27 protein-coding genes are annotated in these 24238 nt (G+C 72.0%); 15 read left to right on the top strand and 12 right to left on the bottom strand.

The genetic code is table 11. From position 1 onward, the window contains the following. Positions 1–26 precede the first annotated feature (26 nt). Entirely contained in the window at positions 27–713 is a 687-nt protein-coding gene (locus tag EIY87_RS00775) for a barstar family protein (protein WP_125305682.1), read from the top strand. Here EIY87_RS00775 and EIY87_RS00770 read toward each other — a convergent pair. After that, positions 691–1785, bottom strand: a complete 1095-nt coding sequence (locus EIY87_RS00770; protein ID WP_125305681.1) for a winged helix DNA-binding domain-containing protein — start codon at positions 1783–1785, stop codon at positions 691–693. The two genes, EIY87_RS00775 and EIY87_RS00770, sit on opposite strands and share 23 nt — an antisense overlap. Before the next feature lie 79 nt (positions 1786–1864). On the opposite strand from EIY87_RS00770, the gene EIY87_RS00765 reads away from it, so the two are divergent. After that, positions 1865–2950 carry an AraC family transcriptional regulator gene (locus EIY87_RS00765; RefSeq protein WP_125305680.1) on the top strand — a complete coding sequence of 362 codons (1086 nt, stop codon included), beginning with the start codon at positions 1865–1867 and terminating at the stop codon, positions 2948–2950. Here EIY87_RS00765 and EIY87_RS00760 read toward each other — a convergent pair. Next, positions 2841–3512, bottom strand: a complete 672-nt coding sequence (locus tag EIY87_RS00760) for a TetR/AcrR family transcriptional regulator (protein WP_125305679.1) — start codon at positions 3510–3512, stop codon at positions 2841–2843. The two genes, EIY87_RS00765 and EIY87_RS00760, sit on opposite strands and share 110 nt — an antisense overlap. Before the next feature lie 194 nt (positions 3513–3706). Between EIY87_RS00760 and EIY87_RS00755 the strand changes: the two genes are divergently transcribed. Next, positions 3707–4018 carry a hypothetical protein gene (locus tag EIY87_RS00755; RefSeq protein ID WP_125305678.1) on the top strand — a complete coding sequence of 104 codons (312 nt, stop codon included), beginning with the start codon at positions 3707–3709 and terminating at the stop codon, positions 4016–4018. A 3-nt stretch (positions 4019–4021) separates the two neighbouring features. Here EIY87_RS00755 and EIY87_RS00750 read toward each other — a convergent pair whose 3' ends face one another. Continuing rightward, the gene (locus tag EIY87_RS00750) at positions 4022–4468 is read right to left on the bottom strand and encodes a MarR family winged helix-turn-helix transcriptional regulator (protein ID WP_125305677.1); all 447 of its coding nucleotides are present in this window, start codon (positions 4466–4468) and stop codon (positions 4022–4024) included. Positions 4469–4531: 63 nt separating this feature from the next. Here EIY87_RS00750 and EIY87_RS00745 point away from each other — a divergent pair, with 63 nt between their 5' ends. Further along, a complete protein-coding gene (locus tag EIY87_RS00745; RefSeq protein ID WP_125305676.1) occupies positions 4532–4900 on the top strand; it encodes a VOC family protein in 369 nt (122 codons plus the stop codon). A gap of 10 nt (positions 4901–4910) precedes the next feature. Here the strand turns inward: EIY87_RS00745 and EIY87_RS00740 are convergent, their stop codons facing one another. From EIY87_RS00740 to paaI, 3 genes are read right to left on the bottom strand one after another with little or no spacing between them, the layout of a single operon-like run. After that, entirely contained in the window at positions 4911–5504 is a 594-nt protein-coding gene (locus tag EIY87_RS00740; protein WP_125305675.1) for a TetR/AcrR family transcriptional regulator, read from the bottom strand. Next, positions 5501–6778 (bottom strand): phenylacetate--CoA ligase PaaK, encoded by a 1278-nt coding sequence (gene paaK, locus EIY87_RS00735; RefSeq protein ID WP_125305674.1) that lies wholly within the window; start codon positions 6776–6778, stop codon positions 5501–5503. Before paaK ends, EIY87_RS00740 begins: the two co-directional genes overlap by 4 nt. A gap of 2 nt (positions 6779–6780) precedes the next feature. Continuing rightward, positions 6781–7191 carry a hydroxyphenylacetyl-CoA thioesterase PaaI gene (paaI, locus tag EIY87_RS00730; protein WP_125305673.1) on the bottom strand — a complete coding sequence of 137 codons (411 nt, stop codon included), beginning with the start codon at positions 7189–7191 and terminating at the stop codon, positions 6781–6783. A 169-nt stretch (positions 7192–7360) separates the two neighbouring features. On the opposite strand from paaI, the gene paaZ reads away from it, so the two are divergent. From paaZ to paaE, 6 genes are read left to right on the top strand one after another with little or no spacing between them, the layout of a single operon-like run. Continuing rightward, the gene (gene paaZ / locus EIY87_RS00725; protein ID WP_125305672.1) at positions 7361–9391 is read left to right on the top strand and encodes a phenylacetic acid degradation bifunctional protein PaaZ; all 2031 of its coding nucleotides are present in this window, start codon (positions 7361–7363) and stop codon (positions 9389–9391) included. After that, positions 9388–10320 carry a 1,2-phenylacetyl-CoA epoxidase subunit PaaA gene (gene paaA / locus EIY87_RS00720; protein ID WP_125305671.1) on the top strand — a complete coding sequence of 311 codons (933 nt, stop codon included), beginning with the start codon at positions 9388–9390 and terminating at the stop codon, positions 10318–10320. Before paaZ ends, paaA begins: the two co-directional genes overlap by 4 nt. Further along, entirely contained in the window at positions 10317–10601 is a 285-nt protein-coding gene (paaB, locus tag EIY87_RS00715; protein WP_125305670.1) for a 1,2-phenylacetyl-CoA epoxidase subunit PaaB, read from the top strand. The genes paaA and paaB overlap by 4 nt, the downstream gene beginning before the upstream one ends. Further along, entirely contained in the window at positions 10598–11455 is an 858-nt protein-coding gene (gene paaC, locus EIY87_RS00710) for a 1,2-phenylacetyl-CoA epoxidase subunit PaaC (protein ID WP_125305669.1), read from the top strand. Before paaB ends, paaC begins: the two co-directional genes overlap by 4 nt. Next, positions 11449–11937, top strand: a complete 489-nt coding sequence (gene paaD, locus EIY87_RS00705; RefSeq protein WP_125305668.1) for a 1,2-phenylacetyl-CoA epoxidase subunit PaaD — start codon at positions 11449–11451, stop codon at positions 11935–11937. The genes paaC and paaD overlap by 7 nt, the downstream gene beginning before the upstream one ends. Before the next feature lies 1 nt (position 11938). Then, positions 11939–12988 (top strand): 1,2-phenylacetyl-CoA epoxidase subunit PaaE, encoded by a 1050-nt coding sequence (gene paaE, locus EIY87_RS00700; protein ID WP_125305667.1) that lies wholly within the window; start codon positions 11939–11941, stop codon positions 12986–12988. On the opposite strand, the gene EIY87_RS00695 is transcribed toward paaE, so the two are convergent. From EIY87_RS00695 to ccrA, 4 genes are all read right to left on the bottom strand, one after another. After that, the gene (locus EIY87_RS00695) at positions 12989–14119 is read right to left on the bottom strand and encodes an adenylate/guanylate cyclase domain-containing protein (protein WP_125305666.1); all 1131 of its coding nucleotides are present in this window, start codon (positions 14117–14119) and stop codon (positions 12989–12991) included. Positions 14120–14124: 5 nt separating this feature from the next. Continuing rightward, positions 14125–14577 (bottom strand): universal stress protein, encoded by a 453-nt coding sequence (locus tag EIY87_RS00690; protein ID WP_125305665.1) that lies wholly within the window; start codon positions 14575–14577, stop codon positions 14125–14127. A 93-nt stretch (positions 14578–14670) separates the two neighbouring features. Then, a complete protein-coding gene (locus EIY87_RS00685) occupies positions 14671–15837 on the bottom strand; it encodes a coiled-coil domain-containing protein (RefSeq protein WP_125305727.1) in 1167 nt (388 codons plus the stop codon). Positions 15838–16002: 165 nt separating this feature from the next. Continuing rightward, the gene (gene ccrA, locus EIY87_RS00680; protein WP_125305664.1) at positions 16003–17343 is read right to left on the bottom strand and encodes a crotonyl-CoA carboxylase/reductase; all 1341 of its coding nucleotides are present in this window, start codon (positions 17341–17343) and stop codon (positions 16003–16005) included. A 193-nt stretch (positions 17344–17536) separates the two neighbouring features. On the opposite strand from ccrA, the gene EIY87_RS00675 reads away from it, so the two are divergent. Continuing rightward, positions 17537–17905, top strand: a complete 369-nt coding sequence (locus EIY87_RS00675; protein WP_158641271.1) for an SPW repeat domain-containing protein — start codon at positions 17537–17539, stop codon at positions 17903–17905. A 17-nt stretch (positions 17906–17922) separates the two neighbouring features. Beyond that, positions 17923–18495: a TetR/AcrR family transcriptional regulator gene (locus tag EIY87_RS00670; protein ID WP_125305663.1), complete on the top strand. Its 573-nt coding sequence runs from the start codon at positions 17923–17925 to the stop codon at positions 18493–18495. 56 nt (positions 18496–18551) lie between these two features. Here EIY87_RS00670 and mce read toward each other — a convergent pair whose 3' ends face one another. Then, complete coding sequence (mce, locus tag EIY87_RS00665; RefSeq protein ID WP_125305662.1) at positions 18552–19007, bottom strand: methylmalonyl-CoA epimerase; 456 nt, start codon at positions 19005–19007, stop codon at positions 18552–18554. Positions 19008–19144: 137 nt separating this feature from the next. Here mce and EIY87_RS00660 point away from each other — a divergent pair, with 137 nt between their 5' ends. The 3 genes from EIY87_RS00660 (at position 19145) to EIY87_RS00650 (ending at position 22495) form a co-directional block, all read left to right on the top strand. Further along, a complete protein-coding gene (locus EIY87_RS00660; RefSeq protein WP_125305726.1) occupies positions 19145–20332 on the top strand; it encodes an acetyl-CoA C-acetyltransferase in 1188 nt (395 codons plus the stop codon). Beyond that, positions 20333–21298 (top strand): methylmalonyl Co-A mutase-associated GTPase MeaB, encoded by a 966-nt coding sequence (gene meaB, locus EIY87_RS00655; RefSeq protein ID WP_125305661.1) that lies wholly within the window; start codon positions 20333–20335, stop codon positions 21296–21298. A gap of 471 nt (positions 21299–21769) precedes the next feature. Beyond that, complete coding sequence (locus tag EIY87_RS00650; RefSeq protein WP_125305660.1) at positions 21770–22495, top strand: peptidylprolyl isomerase; 726 nt, start codon at positions 21770–21772, stop codon at positions 22493–22495. Between the two features lie 365 nt (positions 22496–22860). On the opposite strand, the gene pdxR is transcribed toward EIY87_RS00650, so the two are convergent. Beyond that, the gene (gene pdxR / locus EIY87_RS00645; RefSeq protein WP_125305659.1) at positions 22861–24231 is read right to left on the bottom strand and encodes a MocR-like pyridoxine biosynthesis transcription factor PdxR; all 1371 of its coding nucleotides are present in this window, start codon (positions 24229–24231) and stop codon (positions 22861–22863) included. Between the last annotated feature and the right edge of the window lie 7 nt (positions 24232–24238).

Below are 24238 nucleotides of genomic sequence, written 5' to 3'. Positions count from 1 at the left end.
ATTTCCGGCCACGATAAGGTCGGCCCGTGCTCCCGCGGTGTGTGCTGGTCGAAGACGACGGTGACCGGCGCATCCCGTGCGCGGTGGCCGAAGGCGTGTTCACCGGCCCCGAGGGGGAGCCGCTCCGGCTGCGAGGCTGTGCCCTGCCGGACGAGGTGCTCGGCCGGCTCCGCGCCGGACGCGAGATCCGCCCGGCGCTGTACGCACTGGCCGCCGTCGACCGCTTCGGGATCGAGACCGAGGTGAGCCTGGTCCGGCTCGACGTCGCCGAGTGGTTCCCGCGCGGTGGCCACCTCGCGGACCTCGTGCTGCGCGAGCCGCTCCACGACCCGCCCGCACCGGCGGCGCGGCCGATCTGGGAGCTGTGGTCGGCCGGACCGCCTGCCGTGAAGAACCTTTGGGCCGGGCACGACCGGGGCGAATGGCTCCGCGCGGCCTTGGCGCACCGCACCGGGGAAGGCCCCGACCGGCCACCGGGTGCCGGCTACCAGGTCGACGGCACGCACGTCACCGACCTCGCGAGCTTCTACTGCGCGCTCGGCGAAGCGGTGAACGGCCCGGGTGGGTACTTCGGCTGGAACCTCGACGCACTCGCCGACTGCCTGAGAGGCGGTTTCGGTGCGACCGCCCCGTTCACCGTCGTGGGTCCCGAGGTGCCGCGAGTCCGCGAAGTGCTCGAAGCCGCCGGCGTCACGCTGCGGGCAGCACCCTGACCTCCTGGGTCTCCGCGCCCGGCTCCGCCCAGCTCATCAGCTGCCCGGCCGCGCTCTCCAGCGCCGCCAGGTCCCGCTTCGGCAGCTTCTCGAACGGCGACAGCTCGACCACCGCCGCTTTCCTCGACGTCTTGATCTCCCAGAACCCGCGCACGAACCCGCCGACCAGCAGCGTTCCCTTCACCAGCCCGTTCTGCGTGATCACCCGCTTGCGGTACTCGTCGGAGATCACCCGCGTCCGGTCCGCGTAGGACAGGATCGTCTGGTCGAACGGCCCCAGCAGCCGCGGCGGGGCCGGTACGTCGGGGTCCGGCATCGACAGCTCCGGCAGGTCGAGCAGCTCGCGCCCGTCCGGGTCGCGGTAGCGCCGCAGGTCCATCGACGCGGCCACTTCGCCGAGCCGGGTGATGCCCGCCCACGCCTGGACGTCCGCCACCGACGCCGGGCCAAACGCGCGCAGGTAGCGCGAGATCAGCGAAGCGGGCGAAGGCGGCGAGAGCGGCGAGCCGACCCAGTCCTCCAGGCACGCGTACGTCGTCTGCCCGGCCTTGCCCCAGATCGCCCGCGGCGGGATCTGCACCAGCGGCAGCCGCGCCCGCGCCAGGTGGGTCAGGGACGCCGGCGGGACGTCCCAGCGCCGGGCCAGCTCCGCGCCCAGCGCCGTGCTCGACAACGGCGAGCGCGAAAGCAGTTCCCGCGCCGCCGCGGCGACCTCGTCGTGGTCCACGCCCGCCAGCGGGCCCGCGTGCTGGGTGTTCGACTTGAGGTCGCGCTCGTAGAGCACCTGGACCACCGGCCGCCACGCCAGCGCGTCCGCCGCCGTCACCAGGTGGACCGTGCCGCGCATCAGCGCGATCCGGACCACCTGCCTGCTCTCCAGCAGGTCCGAAAGATCCGAAGGCCGGAAGCCGTGCAACCGCGGCCACAGCGCGTAGTACGGCGGGAACGGCGCCTGCGCCTGGAGCCCGGCCAGGTGCTCGACCGCTTCCAGTGCGGACAGCTTCGCGCGGCGGAGCAGCAGCTGGCGCTCCAGCGTCGCCCGGTTCAAGGCCCGTCGGCTCAAGGTCTCCACGCCGCTCACCCTAACGATCACCCCGGACAGTTCCGGTCCTCGATTGCACGCCGAAAGCCCGTGATCCATACTTCCGGCCATGGCCGAGCTCGCCGCCCCCGCCGTCGGGGACTGGGACTTCCCGCGCGGCACCGCCAGCATCGAGCTGATGACCCGGTTCGCCGCCGAGCGCGGCCTGCCCGCCGAAAAGCTGCTCGCCGCCACGACGCTGTCACCGGACCTGCTGACCGACGCCGGAGTCCAGGTCGACGCGCGCCAGGAGCTCGCCGTCGTCCGCGCGCTGGTGGAACTGGACGGTTCGGACGCGACGGCGCTCGAACTCGGCAGCCGCTACCGCGTCACCACCTTCGGGATCTTCGGCTTCGCCTGCATCAGCAGCCCGACGCTGCGCGACGCGATGCTGTTCGCGCTGCGCTACTTCGACCTCAGCTTCGCGTTCTGCATCCCCCGCGTCACGCTCGAGAGCGACCGCCTGACGCTGGAGCTCGACGACACGCGCGTCCCCGCCGACGTCGCCCGGTTCCTCGTGCTGCGCGACCTGGCCGCCATCTTCACGGTCATGCGCGACCTGCTGCCGGAGATCGCGCTCGACGACCTGAGCTTCCGGCACCCCGAGGCCGCGGTGGACGCCTACGTGACGACGTTCGGCGTGCGCCCCCGCTTCGACGCCGAAGCGTGCCGCGCGACGCTCGACCCGGCGCTGCTGACGCTTCCGCTGCCGCAGGCCAACGACCAGACCGTCGCCCTGTGCGCGGCGCAGTGCGAGGCGCTCGTCGCGCGGCGGCGGGAGCGCTCGGGCATCTCGCAGCAGGTCCGGGAACGCCTGGTCCGCCTCGGTGGCGTCGACGCCGGGATGGACGAGATCGCCCGCCAGCTCACGCTCAGCACGCGCACGCTGCGCCGCCGGCTGACCGAAGCGGGCACGAGCTACCGGGCGCTGGTCGACGAAGTCCGCCACACGCTGGCCGAGGAACTGCTCGACACCGGCGTGCTGTCGGTCGAGGACGTCGCCTACCGGCTCGGGTACGCCGAGGCGTCGAGCTTCATCTACGCGTTCAAGCGCTGGACCGGGATGACGCCGGCGGCGTTCGCCCGCCGGTTCCGCGCCGCCCGGCAAGCACCGCCGGGTAGGTCAGCTTCAGCAGGTTCAGGATCGAATCGGTGAGGAAGGTGCGCAGGGCCGCGCGATCGAGCGTGCCGCGGATCAGCCATTCGCGCGACGCCGCCCGCAGCATCCCGCCGAACGACCGGATCATCGCGCGCAGCTCTTCGCGGCCTTCGGTGACGCCGCTCATCAGTGCGGCCTCCAGGACGCGGTCGGCGGCGATCTCGTCGGCCTCCAGCATGATCCGCTCGATCTCGGGGTCGCGCCCGGCCGACTCCGGCCCGATGACGGTCAGCCACGCGTCGCGGTTGCGGTCCACGACCTCGATCCAGCGTTCGACGCCGATCGCCAGCCGCTCCTCCATCGTGGTGTCCGGCAACGCTTCGGTGACCGGCGCGGGCACGATCATCAGCTGCCGCACGACTTCCAGGTAGAGCTCGCGCTTCCCGCCGAAGTAGTGGTTGATCAGCGGGCGCGCCACCCCGGCCGCCTCGGCGATGTCCGAAGTGGACACCGACGCGTAGCTGCCCGCCCCGAACAGGTGCCGGGCGGCGGCGAGGATCTCCGCCCGCCGTTCGGCCGGTTCGAGGCGGCGGCGCCGCGGCCGGGTCCCACTGGTCATCCGCTCAGCCTCGCGGGGGATCGGCACCCTGTCAACAAGCAGTTGACCTGGTGTCAAGAGGGGTGGCTCCGGTGGCGGGCAGGGGGTGTTTCAGGCCAACCTTTGTCGTTACGCAACCGGAACAACCCGCTGGTAACTCCCCGGCGTCCGGATGCGACGAGACGGCAGGGACCCGCGACCGGGGGCAGGAGCAGATGACCGAAGAAGACGCGCCGATCCGGCCGGCCGGACGCTGGGTCAGCGTCCGCCTGCAGCATCGCCACGTCAGCTTCGACGACGGCGTCGAGGCCGAAGAGCCGCTGCCGGACGGCGACTGCGCCGACGAGGGCTCGCTGTCCTACTCCGGCATCGTGATCACCGGCTACGACGAGGGCGAGAAGGTGTCCGAGCAGTGGATCCCGCTCGGGGTCGACCCGTCCGAAGCGGACGACGAACGGCTGATCGAGCAGCTGCGCGAGGCCCTGCTCTGGCAGGCGCGCCGTCCGCCGCAGGCGGCGGGGGAGTGACGGCTACGCGCCGCCGTCGCGCAGGGAGCGGATCATGCTCTGCAGGCTCCGGAACGCGGCCGCCTGCTCGGCCTCGGTCATCCCGGCCAGCATCCTGACCTCCACGGCCCGGACCGCCGCGGTCGCCTTCTCCAGGCTCCGCCGTCCGCGGGGCGTGAGCCGGGTGGGCAGGGCCTTCCCGACGGGCGCTTCCGCGGGCCTGGTCACGTAGCCGTCTCGTTCCAGGGCCTGGAGCAGCACGTTCATTGTCTGCCGGGTCACGAACGCACCCCGCGCGAGCTCGGAGTTCGACAGGCCCGGGCGCTGCGCCAGCAGTTCGAGGCAGGAGTAGTGCGTCACGCTCATCCCGAGCGGCCGCAGCACCTCCTCCATCGCCGCGCGCAGCGTGCTCGACGCCTCCTTCAGCAGGTAGCCCAGCGACGTCTTCAGGTCGACCCCGTCTTGACTCATGTCAGTATTCTGACATACAGTTCGGCGTGTCAGAAGACTGACACGGAAAGAAGGAGTCACACCATGCCCGTCACCGGACCCGACTTCGTCTCGCTGCAGGCGCGCGACCTCGACGCTTCCCAGGCGTTCTACGAGAAGTACCTCGGCCTCGTCCGCTCGCCGGCCGGACCGCCGCACGCCGTCGTCTTCGAGACGAAGCCGATCGCCTTCGCACTCCGCGACATCGTTCCCGGCACCGACCTCGACTCGGTCGCGCAGCCGGGCATCGGGGCCGCGATCTGGCTGCACGCCACCGACGTCCAGGCCATCCACGACGCGCTGGTCGCCGACGGGCACCCCATCGTGGCCGCGCCGATCGACGGCCCCTTCGGCCGGACGTTCACCTTCGCCGACCCCGACGGCTACCGGATCACCCTCCACGACCGCGCCTGAGCGGCCGGGCTCAAGACGCGGTGCGCAGGCCTTCGAACGCCACCTTGCACACCGCGTCCGCGACCTCTTCCGCCGCGGAGCCCCGCCGGGGGCGGTACCACTCGATCAGCGAGTTGACCATGCCGAAGACGAGCCGGGCGGTCACGGCGGGATCGACGTCCGGGCGGATGTCGCCCTCCGCCGCCGCCTGCTTCACCAGGTCCGTCACCAGGCGGTCGAACTCGCGCCGCCGGGTCAGCGCCGCCCGCTCCACCTTCGTGTTGCCCCGCACGCGCAGCAGCAGCGTGACGAACGGGAGCCGGTCGGCGAGGACCAGGACGCTGCCGCGGACGAGGTGCTCCAGCCGGTCGATCGCGCGGCCGTCCAGCGCCGTGGCCTCCGCGGCGACGGCGAACAGGCCGTCCAGCGCCCGGTCCACCGACAGCCGCAGCAGCTCCTCCTTGCTGGGCACGTGGTGGTAGATCGCCGATTTCGTGATGCCGAGCTTGCGGGAGAGGTCCTCCATGCTCGTGCCGTCGTAGCCGCGCTCGTTGAACAGCTTGACCGCCACGCGCAGCAGTGATTCGAGGTCGTAGCCCGGGCGCCCGCGGCGGGGTGCGGTCACGGCTTCTCCCGCTGGTCGACGATGCGCCGCATCTTGCCCATCGACCGCTCGAGGGTGTCCGGGTCGACGACGTCCACCGACACGGTGACCCCGACACCGTCCTTGACGCCGCTGACCAGCGAAGCGGCGGCCGCGTCCCGGTCCGCCGGGGAAGCGTCGTGGCGCGCCTCGACCAGCACCGTCAGGTGTTCGAGGCGCCCGCGCGTGGACCGGACCAGCTGGAAGTGCGGGCTCAGCGCCGGCGTCCGCAGCACGATCTCCTCGATCTGCGTCGGGAAGACGTTGACCCCGCGCAGGATGATGAGGTCGTCGGTGCGGCCGGTGACCTTGTCCATCCGCCGGAACGCCGGCCGGGCGGTGCCGGGGCGCAACGCGGTGAGGTCTCGGGTGCGGTAGCGGATGATCGGCAGCGCCTGCTTGGTCAGCGACGTGAACAGCAGCTCACCGGTTTCGCCGCTGCCCAGGACCTCCTCGGAGTACGGGTCGATGACCTCGGGGTAGAAGTGGTCCTCCCAGATGTGCAGGCCGTCCTTCGTCTCGACGCACTCCTGCGCGACGCCCGGCCCCATCACCTCGGACAATCCGTAGATGTCGACGGCGTCGAGCGCGAACCGCTCCTCGATCTCCGCGCGCATCTGCTCGGTCCACGGCTCGGCGCCGAAGATGCCGACCTTGAGCGAACTGGTCTTCGGATCGACGCCCTGGCGCTCGAACTCGTCGAGCAGCGTCAGCATGTACGAGGGCGTGACCATGATGATCTCGGGCTTGAAGTCGGTGATCAGCTGCACCTGCCGCGCGGTCATGCCGCCCGACGCCGGGATCACCGTGCAGCCGAGCTTTTCGGCGCCGTAGTGCGCGCCGAGGCCGCCGGTGAACAGGCCGTAGCCGTAGGCGACGTGCACCTTGTGGCCCGGACGTCCGCCCGCCGCGTGGATCGACCGGGCCATCACCGTCGCCCAGGTGTCGATGTCCTGCTCGGTGTACCCGACGACGGTGGCCTTGCCGGTGGTGCCGCTGGAGGCGTGGATGCGGCGGATCTCGTCCTGCGGCACGGCGAACATCCCGAACGGGTAGTTCTCGCGCAGGTCCTGCTTGGTCGTGAAGGGGAACTTCGCCAGGTCGGCCAGTTCCTTGCAGTCGTCCGGGTGGACGCCGGCCTCGTCGAACTTGCGGGTGTAGGCGGGCACGTTCGCGTACGCGTGCCGGAGCGTCCACTGCAGGCGCTCCAGCTGGAGGGCGGCCAGCTCGTCCGCGCCGATGTCCGTCTCGATCATGGTCAGTCCCGTTTCGCGGAGATGGCGCGGCTGCGGCCGCGGAATTCGGCGACGACCTCGGGCCCGGCGGGGGTTTCCCGGTGCACGGTGACGTCGTAGATGCCGTTGCGGCCGTAGCGGGTGCGCTCGGTGGCCGTGGCGACCAGGTGGTCGCCGAGCCGGCCGGCCGCGACGAACGAGATTTCGGCGCCCGCGGCGACCGTGACCGGGCCGTGGGTGTTGCAGGCGCAGGCGAACGCGGTGTCGGCGAGCAGGAAGACGTACCCGCCGTGCGCGATGTCGTGGCCGTTGACCATTTCGCGGGTGATCGTCATGGTCGCGACGGCCCGGCCTTCGCTCGCTTCGACGAGTTCGATGCCCAGCGCGCGCGACGCCTCGTCGGCGGCGAACATGGTGTGCGCGGCGTTGGTCATGCGCTGTCACTCCAGACTGACCGAATGGACGGTCACCTCGCGGTGCCGCTCAGTAAAGGCAGTGGCCGGGGCCGTGTCAAGCGCCACCCCTTCCGATCTCCGGGGCGAGCGGCTACAGTGGCAATTACTGAACGTCCGGTAGGTAATTCGGCGGGAGAGGTCGGACCTGATGGCATTGCTGCGCAGCTACGTCTCCGGGGAGTGGCACACGGCGGCGGACGAGGGCGTCCCGCTGCACGACGCCGCCACGGGCGAGGAGGTCGCCCGCATCTCGTCGAAGGGCGTCGACTTCGCGGGCGCGCTGGCGTACGGCCGCCGCGTCGGCGGCCCGGCGCTGCGCGAACTGACGTTCCACCAGCGCGCGGCCCTGCTGAAGGCGCTGGCCTCGCACCTGCGCGAACACCGCGAAGAGCTGTACGCGCTCTCCGCGCGCACCGGCGCCACGCTGGGCGACTCGAAGTTCGACATCGACGGCGGCATCGGCGTCCTGTTCAGCTACGGCTCGAAGGGCAAGCGCGAGCTGCCGAACGACACGGTCTACGTCGAGGGCGCCGTCGAGCCGCTTTCGCGCGGGGGCACGTTCGTCGCCCAGCACATCGCGACCCCGCTGCGGGGCGTGGCGGTGCAGATCAACGCGTTCAACTTCCCCGTCTGGGGTCCGCTGGAGAAGTTCGCGCCCGCGTTCCTGGCCGGGGTTCCGAGCCTGGTCAAGCCGGCCAGCTCGACGGCGTACCTGACCGCGCGGCTGGTCGAGCTGATCGTCGAGTCCGGCATCCTGCCGGAGGGCTCGCTGCAGTTCGTCGCCGGCAGCGTCGGCGACCTGCTCGACCACGTCACCGCGCAGGACCTGGTGTCGTTCACCGGCTCGGCGTCGACGGCGCAGAAGCTGCGCGCGCACCCGGCGATCATCCGCAACGCCGTCCGGTTCAACGCCGAGGCCGACTCGCTGAACTGCTCGATCCTCGGCCCGGACGCGGTCAAGGGCACCACCGAGTTCGACCTGTTCGTCAAGCAGCTGACCACGGAGATGACGGTCAAGGCGGGCCAGAAGTGCACCGCGATCCGCCGCGCGTTCGTGCCGGCCGCGCTGCTCGACGACGTCGCCGCGGCGGCTTCGGAGCGGCTCGCGAAGGTGACCGTCGGCAACCCCACCGCCGAAGGTGTCCGGATGGGCGCGCTGGCCAGCCTGGAGCAGCGCGAGGAGGTCCGGCGGTCGCTGAAGGCGCTGCTGGACGCCGGCAGCGTCGTCTTCGGCGACCCGGAGCAGGTCGACGTGGTCGACGCCGACGCCGAGCGCGGCGCGTTCATCTCGCCGGTGCTGCTCAAGGCCGACCCGGAGCGCGCCGAGCCGCACGAGGTCGAGGCGTTCGGCCCGGTCTCGACGCTGCTGCCGTACACGTCCGCCGAGCAGGTCGTCGAGTTCGCCGCGCGTGGCGGCGGCAGCCTGGCCGGGTCCGTGGTCAGCGCGGACAAGGAGTTCGTGCGCGAGGTCGTGCTGGGCGCGGCGCCGTTCCACGGCCGCCTGCTGGTGCTCGACGCCGAGGACGCGAAGGAGTCCACCGGGCACGGTTCGCCGATGCCGCAGCTGGTCCACGGCGGCCCCGGCCGCGCGGGCGGCGGCGAGGAGATGGGCGGCATCCGCGGGGTGCTGCACCACATGCAGCGCACCGCCGTGCAGGGCTCGCCCGCGGTCCTCTCGGCGGTGACCGGCCGCTGGGTGACCGGCGCGCCGCGGACCGAAGACGACGTCCACCCGTTCCGCAAGTCCCTGGCCGAGCTGCGCATCGGCGACTCGGTGACCGCCGGGCCGCGGGTGGTCTCCCAGGAGGACGTCGACCACTTCGCCGAGTTCACCGGCGACACGTTCTACGCCCACACCGACCCCGAGGCCGCCGCCGCGAACCCGCTGTTCGGCGGGATCGTCGCGCACGGCTACCTGGTCGTCTCGTTCGCCGCGGGCCTGTTCGTCTCGCCCGAGCCCGGCCCGGTGCTGGCCAACTACGGCCTCGAGAACCTGCGGTTCCTCACGCCGGTGAAGGTCGGCGACTCGCTGACGGTGACCCTGACCGCCAAGCAGATCACCCCGCGGATCGACCAGGAGTACGGCGAGGTCCGCTGGGACGCCGACGTGACCAACGCCGAGGGCGAGTCCGTGGCCAAGTACGACGTCCTCACCCTCGTGTCGAAGGAGCAGCCGTGACCGCTGTGGCATCGCTCGAAGAGCACTTCGAGGCGACGATCGAACGCGACCAGCGCGTCGAACCGCGCGACTGGGTGCCCGAGGGCTACCGCAAGACGATGATCCGGCAGATCGCGCAGCACGCGCACTCGGAGATCATCGGCATGCAGCCGGAGGGCAACTGGATCACGCGGGCGCCGTCGTTGCGGCGCAAGGCGATCCTGCTGGCCAAGGTGCAGGACGAAGCCGGCCACGGCCTCTACCTGTACTCGGCGGCGGCGACGCTCGGCGCGGACCGCGCGGACCTGACCGACAAGCTCATCACGGGCAAGCAGAAGTACTCGTCGATCTTCAACTACCCGACGCTGACCTTCGCCGACGTCGGCGTGATCGGCTGGCTGGTCGACGGGGCGGCGATCTGCAACCAGGTGCCGCTGTGCCGCTCGTCCTACGGGCCGTACGCGCGGGCGATGATCCGGATCTGCAAGGAGGAGTCCTTCCACCAGCGGCAGGGCTACGAGCTGCTGATGACGATGATGCGCGGGACTTCGCAACAACGTGAGATGGTCCAGGAGGCCGTGAACCGCTGGTGGTGGCCGTCGCTGATGATGTTCGGCCCGCCGGACGCCGACTCGCCGAACACCGCGCAGTCGATGGCGTGGAAGGTCAAGCGCCACACCAACGACGAGCTGCGGCAGCGCTTCGTCGACATGTCGGTGCCGCAGGCCGAGGCCCTGGGCGTGACGTTCCCGGACCCGGACCTCAAGTGGAACGCCGAGCGCGGCCACTACGACTTCGGCGCGGTCGACTGGGACGAGTTCAAGAACGTGCTCAAGGGCAACGGCCCGTGCAACGCCTCGCGGATCGCGCACCGGCGTCGCGCGCACGAAGACGGCGCGTGGGTGCGGGAAGCCGCCGTGGCGCACGCGAAGAAGAAGGGGTCGCGATGAAACACGACTGGCCGTTGTACGAGGTGTTCGTCCGCGGCAAGCGCGGGCTGAACCACGTGCACGTCGGCTCGCTGCACGCGGCCGACGACGAGATGGCGCTGCACCACGCCCGCGACCTCTACACCCGCCGCAACGAAGGCGTGTCGATCTGGGTGGTGAAGGCGGCGGACATCACGGCGTCGTCGCCGGACGAGAAGGACCCGTTCTTCGCGCCCAGCGGCGACAAGGTGTACCGGCACCCGACGTTCTACGACATCCCGGAGGAGGTGCCGCACATATGAGTTTCGACAACGTCTACGAGTCGCTGACCGAAGAGAACGACGCGCGCTGGGCGTTCGGCACCGGCTTCGAGGACCCGCTGTCCGGGGTCGACACCGCGGTCCCGTCCGGTGTGGACGGTGCCGCGCTGGCCGCCTACTGCCTGATGCTGGGCGACGACGCGCTGGTCTTCTCCCACCGGCTGCAGGAGTGGTGCACCAACGCGCCCGAGCTGGAGGACGAGGTCGCGATCGCCAACATCGCCCTCGACCTGCTCGGCCAGGCGCGGCTGCTGCTGGCCCGGGCGGGAAAGGCCGAAGGTTCTTCGCGGACGGAGGACTCGCTCGCCTTCCTGCGCGCGGAGAACGAGTTCCGCAACGTCCGGCTCGCCGAGCTGGGCGGCGGCCACTTCGGGCACCTGATCGCGCGGCTGTTCGTGTTTTCGACGTGGCGGCTGGCGCTGCTGCAGCGGCTGGTGTCGTCGGCGGACCCGGTGCTGGCCGCGATCGCGGACAAGGGCGTCAAGGAACTGACCTACCACCGCGACTACGCGGCGCAGTGGCTGGTCCGCCTCGGCGACGGCACGCCGCTGTCGCACGAGCGGATGCAGGAGGGGCTGGACGCGGTCTGGCCGTACGTCGGGGAGCTGTTCCGCACGCACCCGCTGGAGCTCGTGGACGCGGCCTCGCTGCGGCCCGAGTTCGACGTGGTGCTGGACCAGGCACTGGCCGCGGCGACGCTGGAGCTGCCGACCGCCGGTGAGCTGGCCGGCGTTTCGGGCCGGACGGGCCGCGACGGCGTCCACACCGAGCAGATGGGGTTCCTGCTGGCGGAGCTGCAGAGCGTCGCCCGGGCGATGCCGGACGCGAAATGGTGACCGCGGCGGCCGTCGCGGCCACGGTCACCGACCCCGAGCTGCCGATGCTGACCCTGGCCGACCTGGGCGTGCTGCGCTCGGTGGCCGAGGAGGACGGCCGCGTGGTCGTGGCGATCACGCCGACGTACACCGGCTGCCCGGCGATGGACACCATGCGCGACGACCTGGAGCACGCGCTGGTGTCGGCGGGCTTCGCGGACGTCGAGATCCGCACGCAGCTGTCGCCGGCGTGGACGTCGGACTGGATTTCTCCGGCCGGACGGCAAAAGCTGGCCGCGGCGGGCATCTCGCCCCCGGGTACCGCCCCGCGCCGGTCCGGCCCGATCCCGCTGACGCTGTCGGCGCCGGTCACGCGCGTGTCCTGCCCGTTGTGCGGTTCCGGCGACACGGAAGAGCAGTCCCGCTTCGGCGCGACGGCGTGCAAAGCCCTGTGGCGCTGCCGTTCGTGCGCTGAGCCGTTCGAGCACGTCAAGGAGATCTGAGGTGGCGTTCCATCCCCTGAAGGTCGCGGGCGTCTCGCGGTTGTGCGACGACGCGGTCGCCGTGACGTTCGACGTGCCCCCGTCGCTGGCTTCGGAGTTCGCCTTCAAACCGGGCCAGTCGCTGACGTTGCGGCGTTCGGTCGACGGCCGCGACGAGCGCCGGTCGTACTCGATCTGCGCACCGGCGGGCGCGGCCCCGCGGGTGGGCGTCCGCCTGGTCCCGGACGGCCTGTTCTCGTCCTGGCTGGTCAACGAGGTCCGCCCGGGCGACACGATCGAGGTGGCGACGCCGACCGGCTCGTTCACCCCGGACCTGTCGTCGGGTGGGCACCACGTCCTGATCGCGGCGGGCTCGGGCATCACGCCGGTGCTGTCGATCGTGGCGTCGCTGCTGGACACCCCGGACGCGACGGTGACGGTGCTGTACGGCAACCGCCGCACGGACACGGTGATGTTCGCGGACGAGCTGGCCGACCTGAAGGACCGCGCGCCCGCGCGCCTGGAGCTGATCCACGTGCTCTCCCGCGAGCCGCGCGAGGCGGAGCTGTTCACCGGCCGCCTGGACGTGCCGAAGCTGCGCGCGCTGTTCGCGACGTTGGTGCCGGTGGACTCGGTCGACCACTGGTGGCTGTGCGGCCCGTTCGAGATGGTTTCCGGTGCCCAGGAGCTGCTGACGTCACTGGACGTGCCGCGGTCGCGGATCCACCAGGAGCTGTTCTACGTCGACACCCCACCCGAGCCGGTGACCCACGCCGACCCGGCCGTGGCGGGGGAGTCGTCCGAGGTCCGCGTGGTCCTGGACGGCCGCTCGTCGACGATGACGCTGCCGCGCTCGTCGTCGGTGCTGGACGGCGCCCAGAAGTTCCGGCCCGACCTGCCGTTCGCCTGCAAGGGCGGGGTGTGCGGGACGTGCCGGGCGCGGGTCACGGAGGGCAAGGTGGACCTGCGGCGGAACTTCGCGCTGGAGGAGGCCGAAGTCGAGGCGGGGTTCGTGCTGACGTGCCAGTCGTACCCGGTCTCGGAGGAGCTCACGGTCGACTTCGACGCCTGATCAGCGGCCGCGGCGCCGCCGGCGCCGGGGCTTCGGCTCGGTCACCTCGTCTTCGGGTGGCGTGTCCTCCGGCGCCGGTTCCCGGGTGCTCGGGTCCGTCAGCCCCAGCATCTCCGCCGCCAGCTGCTGGGAGCTGGCGAACATGCCGGACGGGGCCTCGCTCGCGCGGCGTAGGGCGGCCGGGCGCAGGCGGTTGTAGCCCCGGACCGTCACCGGCCGGCGCACGCGCAGCTCGTACGCCTTCTCGTCCGCCAGCTCCGCGGCCAGTTCGCGGTCGACCAGGATCGTGCCCGGGCGGGCCACCGACGTCAGGCGGGCCGCCAGGTTGACCACCGAGCCGTAGACGTCGCCGAAGCGGGAGAGGATGCGGCCGGAGGCCATGCCCGCGCGGACCGCCGGGAGGCTGTCGTCCGCCGACGTGCGTTCGGTCAGGGCGAGGGCGATCTCGGCCGCGTCGACCGCCGAGTCCGCGACGAACAGGACCTCGTCGCCGATCATCTTCACCACGCGGCCGTGGTGCTCGGCGATCACCTCCGTGGCCAGCGTCTCGAACGCGTCGAGGACGCGGCTCAGCTCCTCCTCGTCGATCTGGCGGGTCAGCCGCGTGTAGCCGACCATGTCGACGAAGCCGACGACCTCGGTGCGCGCCTCGACGTTGTCGCCCGCCGCCGCGAACGCCCGGCCGGCGTACGCCGCCAGGTGGCGGCGCCAGACGAAGTTCTGCACCTGCTCCAGCTCCGGCAGCAGCCGGTCGACCAGGCGGGTCACCTGGCGCTCGCTGCGGCCCAGCTCCGGCTGCTCCCGGATCAGCTCCCACAGCATGTCGACCTGCCACTCGGCCAGCCGCGAGAGGTGCTGGCCGAGCGCGCGCGTCACCGACACCTCGATGCTGGGGTCGATCAGCCCCGAGCCGACCAGCTGGTCGGCCGTCCGCATGGCTTCGACGTCCGCGTCGGTGAAGACGACCTCGTCGTCGCGGACCGTCGCGAAGCCCAGCGCGCGCCAGAGCCGGCGTGACCGTTCCTCGGGCACGCCGGCCTTCTCGGCCACTTCGAGCCGGGTGTACTTCCGCCTGCCGCCGAGCAGGACGCGTTCGAGCCGCTGCTGAAGCTCCTCGCTCGGTTCGGTCACGGGGCTCAGGTCGTGTGGACGATGAGCACGTCCACGCCCGACTTGCGCGCCACCTCGGAGGGCACCGAGCCCAGGATCCGGCCGGCGATCGTGTTCAGCCCGCGGTTGCCGACGACCAGCAGGTCGGCCTCGCGCTCCTTGACCACCTTGCGCAGCGAGTCGACCGGGTCGCCCTTCACCGCGATCGTGTCGATCTTCTCGGCACCCGCGCGCGCCGCCCGGTCCCGCGCGGACTGCAGGGTGTCTTCGGCCGGGGCCGAGCCGACGACCTGGTACGCCTCTTCACCGAGGGCGTCCTGGGCCTTCTCGACGTCGGACTGACTGGCCGGGTAGTACGCACACGCGATGACGAGCGTGGCGCCCGCGTCGCCGGCCACCGCCGCCGCGCGGTCCACCGCCGCGAACGAAGACTCCGAGCCGTCCGTGCCCACCACCACGGTCCGATATGCCGCACCCATGCGCAAAACCTCCACGTGATCCCGCGTGAGCAGGGACGATAACCGGTCGGCAGCGACCGCGCAGGCTCGTCCGCGCCCGTGTCGGGTCGAAGGTTACTCGCCAGTCGCTTTCTGCGCTCCGCTTGCCCGCGGAGTCGGCTTCGGCGCGGGCTTGGGGGCCTGCTTCGGCTTCGGGACGTCGGACGCCTTGATCCGGATCGTCTCCTCGACGTCGCTGACCGGCTTCGTCTTGCCGGTGCCGGCCGGCTTCAGGTCCTCGGCCTTGAGGTCGGCCGTGACCTCCGCGGGCACCTTGATCTCGTCGCCGAGGACGGTGTGCGCCTCGGCCAGCACCGCCCGCGCCGCGCGGACCTGCTCGGCCAGCCCGCCGCGGACCTTGCGCAGCGCGTCGACCCGCTCGTTGGCCTGGGTGATCCGCCGGTTCGACTCGTCGGTCGCCGTCGTCACGCGGCGGCGCGCCTCGTCGGCGGCCTCCGCGAGCCGGGCGTTGGCCTCGGTGATCGAGTCCTGGCGGCGCTTGTTCGCCTCCGCGACCGACTCGCGCTGACGGCGGTCGATGTCGGCCTTCGCGGCCTTCTCCTCTTCGAGGACCTTCGCGCGGATGTCGGCTGCATCCTGCGTCGCCTCCTGGACGCGGCGCGCGGCCTCGGCCTTGCTCGCGGCCTCCTGCTCGGCCAGCACCCGCATCGCCTCGGTGCGGCGCGAGGCCATCGCGATCTCGAAGTCCTCTTCGACCTTCGTGCGGCGGTCCTGCGACTCGGTGTCCAGCCGCTTGCGCTCGGCCTCGGCCTCGTCGGTGATCTTCTTGGCCTGCGCGCGGGCGTCCTCGAGGACCTTGCGGTGCTCGGCTTCCATCTCCTTGCGCCGCAGGTCGAGCTCGGTGAGCAGCTGCTCGTAGCGGGCGCGCATGGCGCTCGCGTCCGTCTCGGCCTTGGCCCGGATGTGGCCGGCCTCGGCCTCGGCACGGGCGCGCGTGTCGGCGGACTCGTCCTGCGCCAGGCGCAGCATGCGCTGCAGCCGCTCGGAGAGGCCTTCGACGCTCGTCGGCGGCTGGGCGAGCCGGTCGACCTGCCCGCGCAGGTCCGCGATCTCGCCGCGCGCGATCTCCAGCTGGCGCGCGAGGTCGCCGGCCTGCGCGATGGCGGCGTCCCGGTCCGCGGTGAGCATCTTCAGGTCGGCGTCCAGCCGTTCGAGGTGCTCGTCGACCTGTGCTCGGCTGTACCCGCGCTTCGCCACGTCGAAGCCGGCTCCCAGCGGCACAAGCTCCCGTTCATCGCCAAGGCTCATGGGCCTACCGTAGTCGCAGCCGGGTCACGGAAGGGTGAGCACCCGTGCGGTGCGCCGAACGAGCGGCGTGGTGCGGCGAGAGGATCTTGCCGCACGCAGGCGACCGCCGGCCCGGGGATCGCCTGCGTACGGCCGGTTTCAGGCGCCGCGGAAGGCGTTGATCCCGTCGATGTGCTTCGCGCGCTTCTCTTCGTCCCGGACGCCGAGACCCTCCTGCGGGGCGAGCGCGAGCACGCCGACCTTGCCCTGGTGCGCGTTGCGGTGCACGTCCAGCGCGGCCTGCCCGGTCTCCTCGAGCGAGTAGGTCTTGGACAGCGTCGGGTGGATCAGCCCTTTCGCGATCAGCCGGTTCGCCTCCCAGGACTCGCGGTAGTTCGCGAAGTGGGAGCCGATGATCCGCTTCAGGTTCATCCACAGGTAGCGGTTGTCGTACTGGTGCAGGTACCCCGAGGTCGACGCGCAGGTGACGATCGTGCCGCCCTTGCGCGCGGCGTAGACGGACGCGCCGAAGGTCTCGCGGCCCGGGTGCTCGAACACGATGTCCGGGTCGTCGCCGCCGGTCAGCTCACGGATCTTCGCGCCGAACCGCTGCCACTCCTTCGGGTCCTGCTCGGTGCCGTTCTTCCAGAACTTGTAGTCCTCGGCGCTGCGGTCGATGATCAGCTCGGCGCCCAGCTTGCGGCAGATCGCGGCCTTCTCCGGGCTGGACACGACGCACACCGGGATCGCGCCGCCGTTCAGCGCGTACTGCGTCGCGTAGGAGCCGAGGCCGCCCGAAGCACCCCAGATCAGGACGACGTCGCCCTGCTTCATGTCCGCGCCGTTGCGCGAGACCAGCTGCCGGTAGGCGGTGGAGTTGACCAGCCCGGGGGAGGCGGCTTCCTCCCAGGTCAGGTGGTCCGGCTTCGGCATCAGCTGGTTGGCCTTGACCAGCGCGATCTCGGCGAGCCCGCCGAAGTTCGTCTCGAAGCCCCAGATCCGCTGCTCGGTGTCGAGCATCGTGTCGTTGTGCCCGTCCGGGCCCTCGAGCTCGACGTTCAGGCAGTGCGCGACCACCTCGTCGCCGGGCTTCCAGTTGTGCACGCCGACGCCGGTGCGCAGCACGACACCGGACAGGTCCGAGCCGACCACGTGGTACGGCAGGTCGTGCCGCTTGGCCAGCGGCGAGAGCTTGCCGTACTTCTTGAGGAACTTGAACGTGGGGATCGGCTCGAAGATCGAGGTCCACACGGTGTTGTAGTTGATCGCGCTCGCCATCACCGCGACCAGCGCCTCGCCGGGACCCAGCTCCGGCACGGCGACCTCGTCGACGTGCAGCGACTTGCGCGGGTCCTTGTCCCGGCTCTCGAGGCCTTCGAACATGTCGACCTCGCTCGCGTGCACGGTCACCCCGCGATAGCTCTCGGGGACCGGCAAGGAGCCGAGCGCGGCGGACTCGCCGTTCAGGATGGCCTGCTGGATCTCGCCGAGCTGCGTCATCGAAGTCCTCCGGGGTGGCGTTGGCGGCACAAATTACTCGCCGGTAACTCGCGTCCACAAGGGTACGAGACGGACCGCACGATTACACCTCGAACTGTGACCGGGCTATCTTGACCGGCTGGCCAGTCAAGCGGATCATCGGCGGTGGGTACACCCACCCGACCAGCAGTTTCACCGACGGAGGTGAGCACGAATGAGTGAAGTCTCTACGCGCGCATGGGCCCGGCCGCACGACTGGGCCGAGGTCGTCATCGGGGTGGTCGCCGCTCTTTCACCCCTTTGGCTGAGCACGGACTCGACCGCGATGTGGACGATGGTCGTCCTGGGCGCCTTGATCGCACTCGACGGCTTGGTCTCGCTGGCCATGCCGGGCATGGTCTACGGCGAAGGCATCCAGATCGCGCTCGGCGTGCTGCTGTTCATCGCGCCGTGGGTGATGGGGTACACCGAGTTCAACGGCGCTTCCTGGACGTCCTGGATCGCCGGGGTGCTGACGGTCATCGCCGGCGCGGCAGCGATGCCGGTCGCGAACGCCGCGCACCGCACGGCCGGTCAGCACTGACGCTGTAGGAGGCACGAATGACCGAGGATTCGGCGAAGGAGCGCATCCTCTGCGCCGCCGAGGCGCTCTTCGCCGAGTCCGGCTTCGACGCCACCCCGACCTCTCGCATCGCCGAGCAGGCCGGGGTGCCGAAGGGGCTGGTGCACTACTACTTCCGGCACAAGTCGGACCTGCTCACCGCGCTCGTCGAGCGCCTGCCCGACGAGCGCATCGAGCCGGCCGTGGTCGTCGTCCCCGGCGACCTGGCGGGCAGCCTGCGGCGGCTCGTCCGCGAACTCGACCACCGCTTCAGCCGGTCGTTGGGGCTCTCGCACCTGCTGTGGCGCGAGGCCGACACCCACCACGTCGTCCGCGACGCCCTCCACGAGCGCTTCCAGGTCCTGGTCCGCCAGGTCCGCGCGGTGATTCTGGCGGCCACCGGCGGCGGCCTCCCGTCGGCCGACGTCGAACGCGCGTCCGGCCTGCTGGCCCGCGCGGTCAGCCACCGCCACGCGACGGCCCGCCACTCGGACGACGACCTGCCCGCCGAGTTCGACGGCGAGCTGACCTTCATCGCCGACGCCCTCTCGTCCAAGGCGGCGCCGGCTTGACCGAGGGGCATGGCGCCGCTCGCCCGCGCGTTGTCACGGGCGTGCGGCTCCGCCGCTCAGTGCGCGGCGCCGTCCTTCGCCGGCTCCACCAGTTCCACCAGGACGCCGCCCGCGTCCTTCGGGTGGACGAAGTTCACCCGGCTGTCGGACGTGCCCCGCTTGGCCGCCTCGTACAGCAGGCGCAGCCCCTGCTCGCGCAGGGCCGCCGCCGCCGCGTCCACATCGGACACCCGGTACGCCAGCTGCTGCAGGCCCGGGCCGCTCTTGGCCAGGAACTTGCCGATCGCCGAGTCTTCGCGCAGCGGGGCCAGCAGCTGGATCTGCGTCTCCGTACCCGCCGTCCCGGGCGCGCGCAGCATCGCCTCCCGCACTCCCTGCTCCTCGTTCACCTCCTCGTGCGCGACCTCCAGGCCGAAGTGCGCGCGGTGGAACTCGATGGCCGCGTCCAGGTCCGGGACCGCGATGCCGACGTGGTCGATGGCCGTCACGAACGGCCGCAGGGCGTCATTCATGGAGGCAGGATAGGCGGCCCTCGCCCGGCGCCGAGGCGGAATAGTCGCGTGCCCCGCCTCACACTGGCTCCATCAAGAAGGCCGTCTCCCGGGTATGGTCGGCGAAACTGCCCATGCGCCGACGCTTGGAGGACGCCGTGTCCGGTTCCGTGATCCTGGGTGCCGCCCGTACGCCGATCGGGCGCCTGCTCGGCTCCCTCAAGGACTTCACGGGAGCCCAGCTGGGCGGGTTCGCGATCAAAGCGGCCCTCGAACGCGCCGGGGTCTCCCCGGACGCGGTCCAGTACACGATCATGGGCCAGGTGCTGACCGCCGGCGCCGGCCAGATCCCCGCCCGCCAGGCCGCGGTCGCCGCGGGCATCCCGATGAGCGTGCCCGCGCTGACGATCAACAAGGTCTGCCTGTCGGGCCTCGACGCCATCGCGCTCGCCGACCAGCTGATCCGCGCCGGCGAGTTCGACCTCGTCGTCGCCGGCGGCCAGGAGTCGATGACCCAGGCGCCGCACCTGCTGCCCAAGTCCCGCTCCGGCTTCAAGTACGGCGACACCACGCTCGTCGACCACATGGCCTACGACGGCCTGTTCTGCGCCTTCGACCAGGTCGCCATGGGGGCCTCGACCGAGAAGTACAACTCCCGCTACGGTGTCACCCGCGAGCAGCAGGACGCGTTCTCCGCCCGCTCCCACCAGCGCGCCGCCGAGGCGATCAAGAACGGCTACTTCGCCGACGAGATCGCGCCGGTCGCCATCCCGCAGCGCAAGGGCGACCCGGTCGTCTTCGACACCGACGAGGGCGTCCGCGCCGACACCACCGCCGAGGGCCTCGCCAAGCTGCGCCCGGCCTTCGCCTCCGACGGCACCATCACCGCGGGCTCGGCCTCGCAGATCTCCGACGGCGCCGCCGCGGTCGTCGTGGCCAGCAAGGCGAAGGCCGAGGAGCTCGGCCTCACGCCGCTCGCCGAGATCGGCGCGCACGGCGTCGTCGCCGGCCCGGACGCGAGCCTGCACGAGCAGCCGTCGAACGCCATCCTCGCCGCGCTGGCGAAGGAGAAGCTGACCGCCGACGCGCTCGACCTCGTCGAGATCAACGAGGCCTTCGCCGCCGTCGGGCTCGTCTCGACCGAGAAGCTCGGCCTCGACCCGGAGAAGGTCAACGTCAACGGCGGCGCGATCGCGCTCGGCCACCCGATCGGCGCCTCCGGGGCCCGGCTCGCCGTGCACCTGATCCACGAGCTGCGCCGCCGCGGCGGCGGCCTCGGCGCGGCCGCGCTGTGCGGTGGCGGCGGCCAGGGCGACGCCCTGCTGCTGCGGGTGCCGTCCGCGTAAGTGGCCGGTTCCCTCGACCTCGACGACCTGGTCGGCCGCGCACGGGACGGGCAGCCCCGTGCCGTCGCGCGGCTGCTGTCGCTCGTCGAGGACGCCCACCCCCGGGTCGCCGAGATCGCGCGGGCACTGACCCCGCACACCGGGCGGGCCCGGGTCGTCGGGCTCACCGGCCCGCCCGGCGTCGGCAAGTCGACTTCGACTTCGGCGCTGCTCACCGCGTTGCGCGCGGAGGGCAAGCGGGTCGGGGTGCTCGCGATCGACCCGTCTTCGCCGTTTTCGGGCGGCGCCCTCCTCGGCGACCGCATCCGGATGACCGAGCACGCCACCGACCCGGGCGTGTTCATCCGCTCGATGGCCACGCGCGGGCACCTCGGCGGGCTCTCGTGGGCGACCCCGCAGGCGGTGCGCGTGCTCGACGCCGCGGGCTTCGACGTGGTGCTGATCGAGACCGTCGGGGTCGGGCAGTCCGAAGTGGACGTCGTGAAGCTGGCCGACACCACCGTGGTGCTGCTCGCGCCGGGGATGGGCGACGGCATCCAGGCCGCGAAGGCCGGGGTGCTCGAGATCGCCGACGTCTTCGTCGTGAACAAGGCGGACCGGGAGGGCGCCGACGCCACGGTGCACGACCTGAAGCAGATGATTTCGCTGGCCCGGCGGGAGATCCGGGGTGCGAGCTGGCGGCAGCCGATCGTGCGGACGGTGGCGGCGAAGGGCGAGGGCGTCGACGAAGTTGTGCGGGCGCTGGCTTCGCACCACGAGTGGCTCGTCGCGCACGACGAGCTGAGCCGGCGCCGCGCGGCCCGCGCGCGGGACGAGGTCGAGGCCATCGCGGTGCGGCGGCTGCGGGCGGAGCTGGCCGATCTGCGGGGTGGCGGCAGGCTGGGCGAGGTTGCCGAGCGGGTGGTGGCGCGGGAGCTGGACCCGTTCGCGGCCGCCGAGGAACTGATCGCGGATCTGCGGGGTTGAGGCGCCGGCGCGCGGGAAGCGCTGAGCGCGCACGTGTGGGGACGGCTCGTCGTTGATGTGCTGGGCCCGGGCCCGCGGAACTGACGTGCTGGTGTGCGGGGAAGGCCGTTCGCCGGTTTGCGGGCGTGGCGGCTCGGTGCGGGAGAACTGCTGGGCGCCGGTCTGCGGGGTCGAGGCGCGCGGGGCGCGGACTTGCCGCGCGGTCCAAGCCGCCCGTGTGCAGCAGGCGAGCAGAAACCGTGCCACCGCAACGGTTCTTCGACGGAACTCCATGACTTCCCCTCCTCCGGCGCGACCGGTTCGCCGCGTGATCACCATCGTGCGCCGGGGGTCCGACAATTTCCGGGGTGCCCGCCGCCGGGTTCACCCGATGGGCTGACACGGGCGACTTTCGCCGGTTATTCCTGTCGGTGCCGGGCCCTAGACTGCGGAACGCTCCGGAAGCGGGCGATCACTGGGAGGGCGTGCAGGATGAAGAAGACACTCGTCACCGCGCTGGCGGTGGGTGCGTTGTTCGCGGCGGGCAACGGCGTCGCCACCGCGGCCGACGCGCCGCCGCCGAAGACGACGCACGGGCCGTGCCAGTACACCGAGACGCCGGACGAACCGGCCGCGCGGCCGGTGCCGTTGCCGCCGGATCCGCGGTGGACGCCGAGCCACGGCAAGGTGGATGTCGCGATTCCGACGAGCCAGGGCGCGCTGCCGCTGAAGCTCGACCGCGCGAAGGCGCCGTGCACGGTGCAGAGCTTCCTGCACCTGGCGCGGCACCGGTTCTACGACCACACGGTCTGCCACCGGCTCACCGCCTACCCGACGCTGAAGGTGCTGCAGTGCGGCGACCCGACGGCGACCGGGGAAGGCGGGCCGGGCTACAAGTACAAGGACGAGCTGCCGGTGGACCTGCCGCCGGCGCCGACCGACCCGACCGGGGCCCGGCGGGTGTACGCGCGCGGGTTGCTGGCGATGGCGAACGCGGGGCCGGACACCAACGGGTCGCAGTTCTTCGTCGTGTACGGCGATTCCGCGCTGCGGCCGAACTACACCGTCTTCGGGACGGTCGGGGCCGAAGGGCTGAAGACCCTGGACCGGGTGGCCGCCGGTGGGATCCAGCCGACGGCCGAGGATCCCGCGCCGGTCGACGGGACGCCGGTGCTGCGGACGGAGTTGCTGCGGGTCCGGCCGGATTGCTGGTTCTGATGTTGGCCAGGCGAGGGAGGGGAGTGGCGTAGGGGTAGATGCCGCCCGGCAGCGCGGCTGAGGCTGCTTGGACGGCGGGCGACACGACGCGAGTGGCGCGGGGATCGGCGGGAGCGGTGGCAGGCAGGCCGATCGAGCGGCGAGGGCCAGGCGGCTGGGGCCAGCGGGGGTCGGCTTGCTTGGGCGGCGAGGGCCGGGCTGCTGGCGCGGCGGGGGTCGGCTTGCTTGGGCGGCGAGGGCCGGGCTGCTGGCGCGGCGGGGGTCGGCTTGCTTGGGCGGCGAGGGGGCGAGCTGCTCGCGCGATGAGGGTCGGGCTACTTGAGCGACGGCGGTCGAGCCGCTTGGGCGGCAACGGAACCACGCGTTCAGCTCGTGATCTCGTGCAGCGCTTCGATCAACGTCTGCGTCGCTCCGGCGAAAGCGTGCTTCGCCGGAGCCGCGTAGCCGACGATCAAGCCGCCGGGGCGGTTCGCGTCCATCCAGTAGCCGCCCAGGCCTTCGATGCCGATCGCGCGGCGGCGGCAGGCTGCCAGGGCCTGGGTTTCCGTCGGGCCGTCCGCCGGCAGCATCAGCAGGAGGTGCAGGCCCGCCGCAATACCTTGCGGGCGGACCGAGTCCGGCAGCGCGGCCAGCAGCCGGGTGCGGCGGGAACGGTACTCCGCGCGGCTGCGGCGGACGTGCTGGTCGTACGCGCCCGAGTCGATCAGCTCCGCCAGGGCCAGCTGGTTCAGCAGGGCCGGGCGGGAACCGCTGTCGGCCATGGCCGCGCGGACCGGTTCCACCAAAGACCTCGGCAGCACCAGCCAGGCCAGGCGCAGGGCCGGGGCGAGGGTCTTGCTCGCCGTACCCGCGTACACCACGCGCTCCGGGGCCAGGGCCTGCAGCGCGCCGACCTGCTGGTGGTCGAAGCGGAACTCGCCGTCGTAGTCGTCCTCCAGCACCCACGCGCCCGAGCGGGTCAGGGCGGCTCGGCGGTGCGGGGCCAGGGTGACGCCGGTGGGGTACTGGTGCGCCGCCGTCACGACGACCGCCGGACTGTCCAATGCGGACACTTCGAGGCCGTGCTCGTCGACCGGGACGCCGACCACGCGCGGGCCCTGCGCCGCCGCGATCGCGCGGTACATGCCGAGCGACGGGTTCTCGAACGCCACTTCGCCGATGCCCATCCCGGACAACGCCCGGGACAGCACCGCGATGGCGTGGGAATACCCGTGGCACACGACGATCCGCGCCGGGTCGGCGACCACGCCGCGGGCGCGGGCGAGGTAGGTCGCGAGGGTGTCCCGCAGCTCGGGCGCGCCCAGCTCCGACTCGTAGCCGAACGCCGCCGCCGGGGTGCGGAGCAGGGCGCGGCGGGTTGCGGTGATCCAGGCCTGGCGGGGGAACGCCGTCAGGTCCGGGCGGCCCGGCCGCAGGTCCCAGCGGGGCGCGGGGTCGCGGGGTGCCTGGCGCGGGGCGGACTGGGGGAGCGAGCCCGCCGTCGCGACGCGGGTCGGCGCGCCCTGGGCCGTGCGCAGGTAGCCCTCGGCGGCGAGGTCGGCGTACACGCGGGTGACCGTGCCGCGGGCGATCCCCAGGTCGTGGGCCAGTGCGCGGGTCGAGGGCACCGCCGCGTCCGGTTGCCAGCGGCCCTCGCGGATGGCCGCGCGGATCGCCGCCGCGAGGCCGCTCCGGCCGGTCGACGGCTGCCAGTCGAGGTGGACGTCAAGCCCGGAACTGGACCACGGATCTGCCATGTCACTG

Origin of the sequence: Amycolatopsis eburnea, assembly GCF_003937945.1 — a bacterium.
Classification (GTDB): domain Bacteria; phylum Actinomycetota; class Actinomycetes; order Mycobacteriales; family Pseudonocardiaceae; genus Amycolatopsis; species Amycolatopsis eburnea.
The sequence above is the reverse complement of the archived record's forward strand: the minus strand, read 5'-3'. Positions and strand labels throughout refer to the sequence as shown.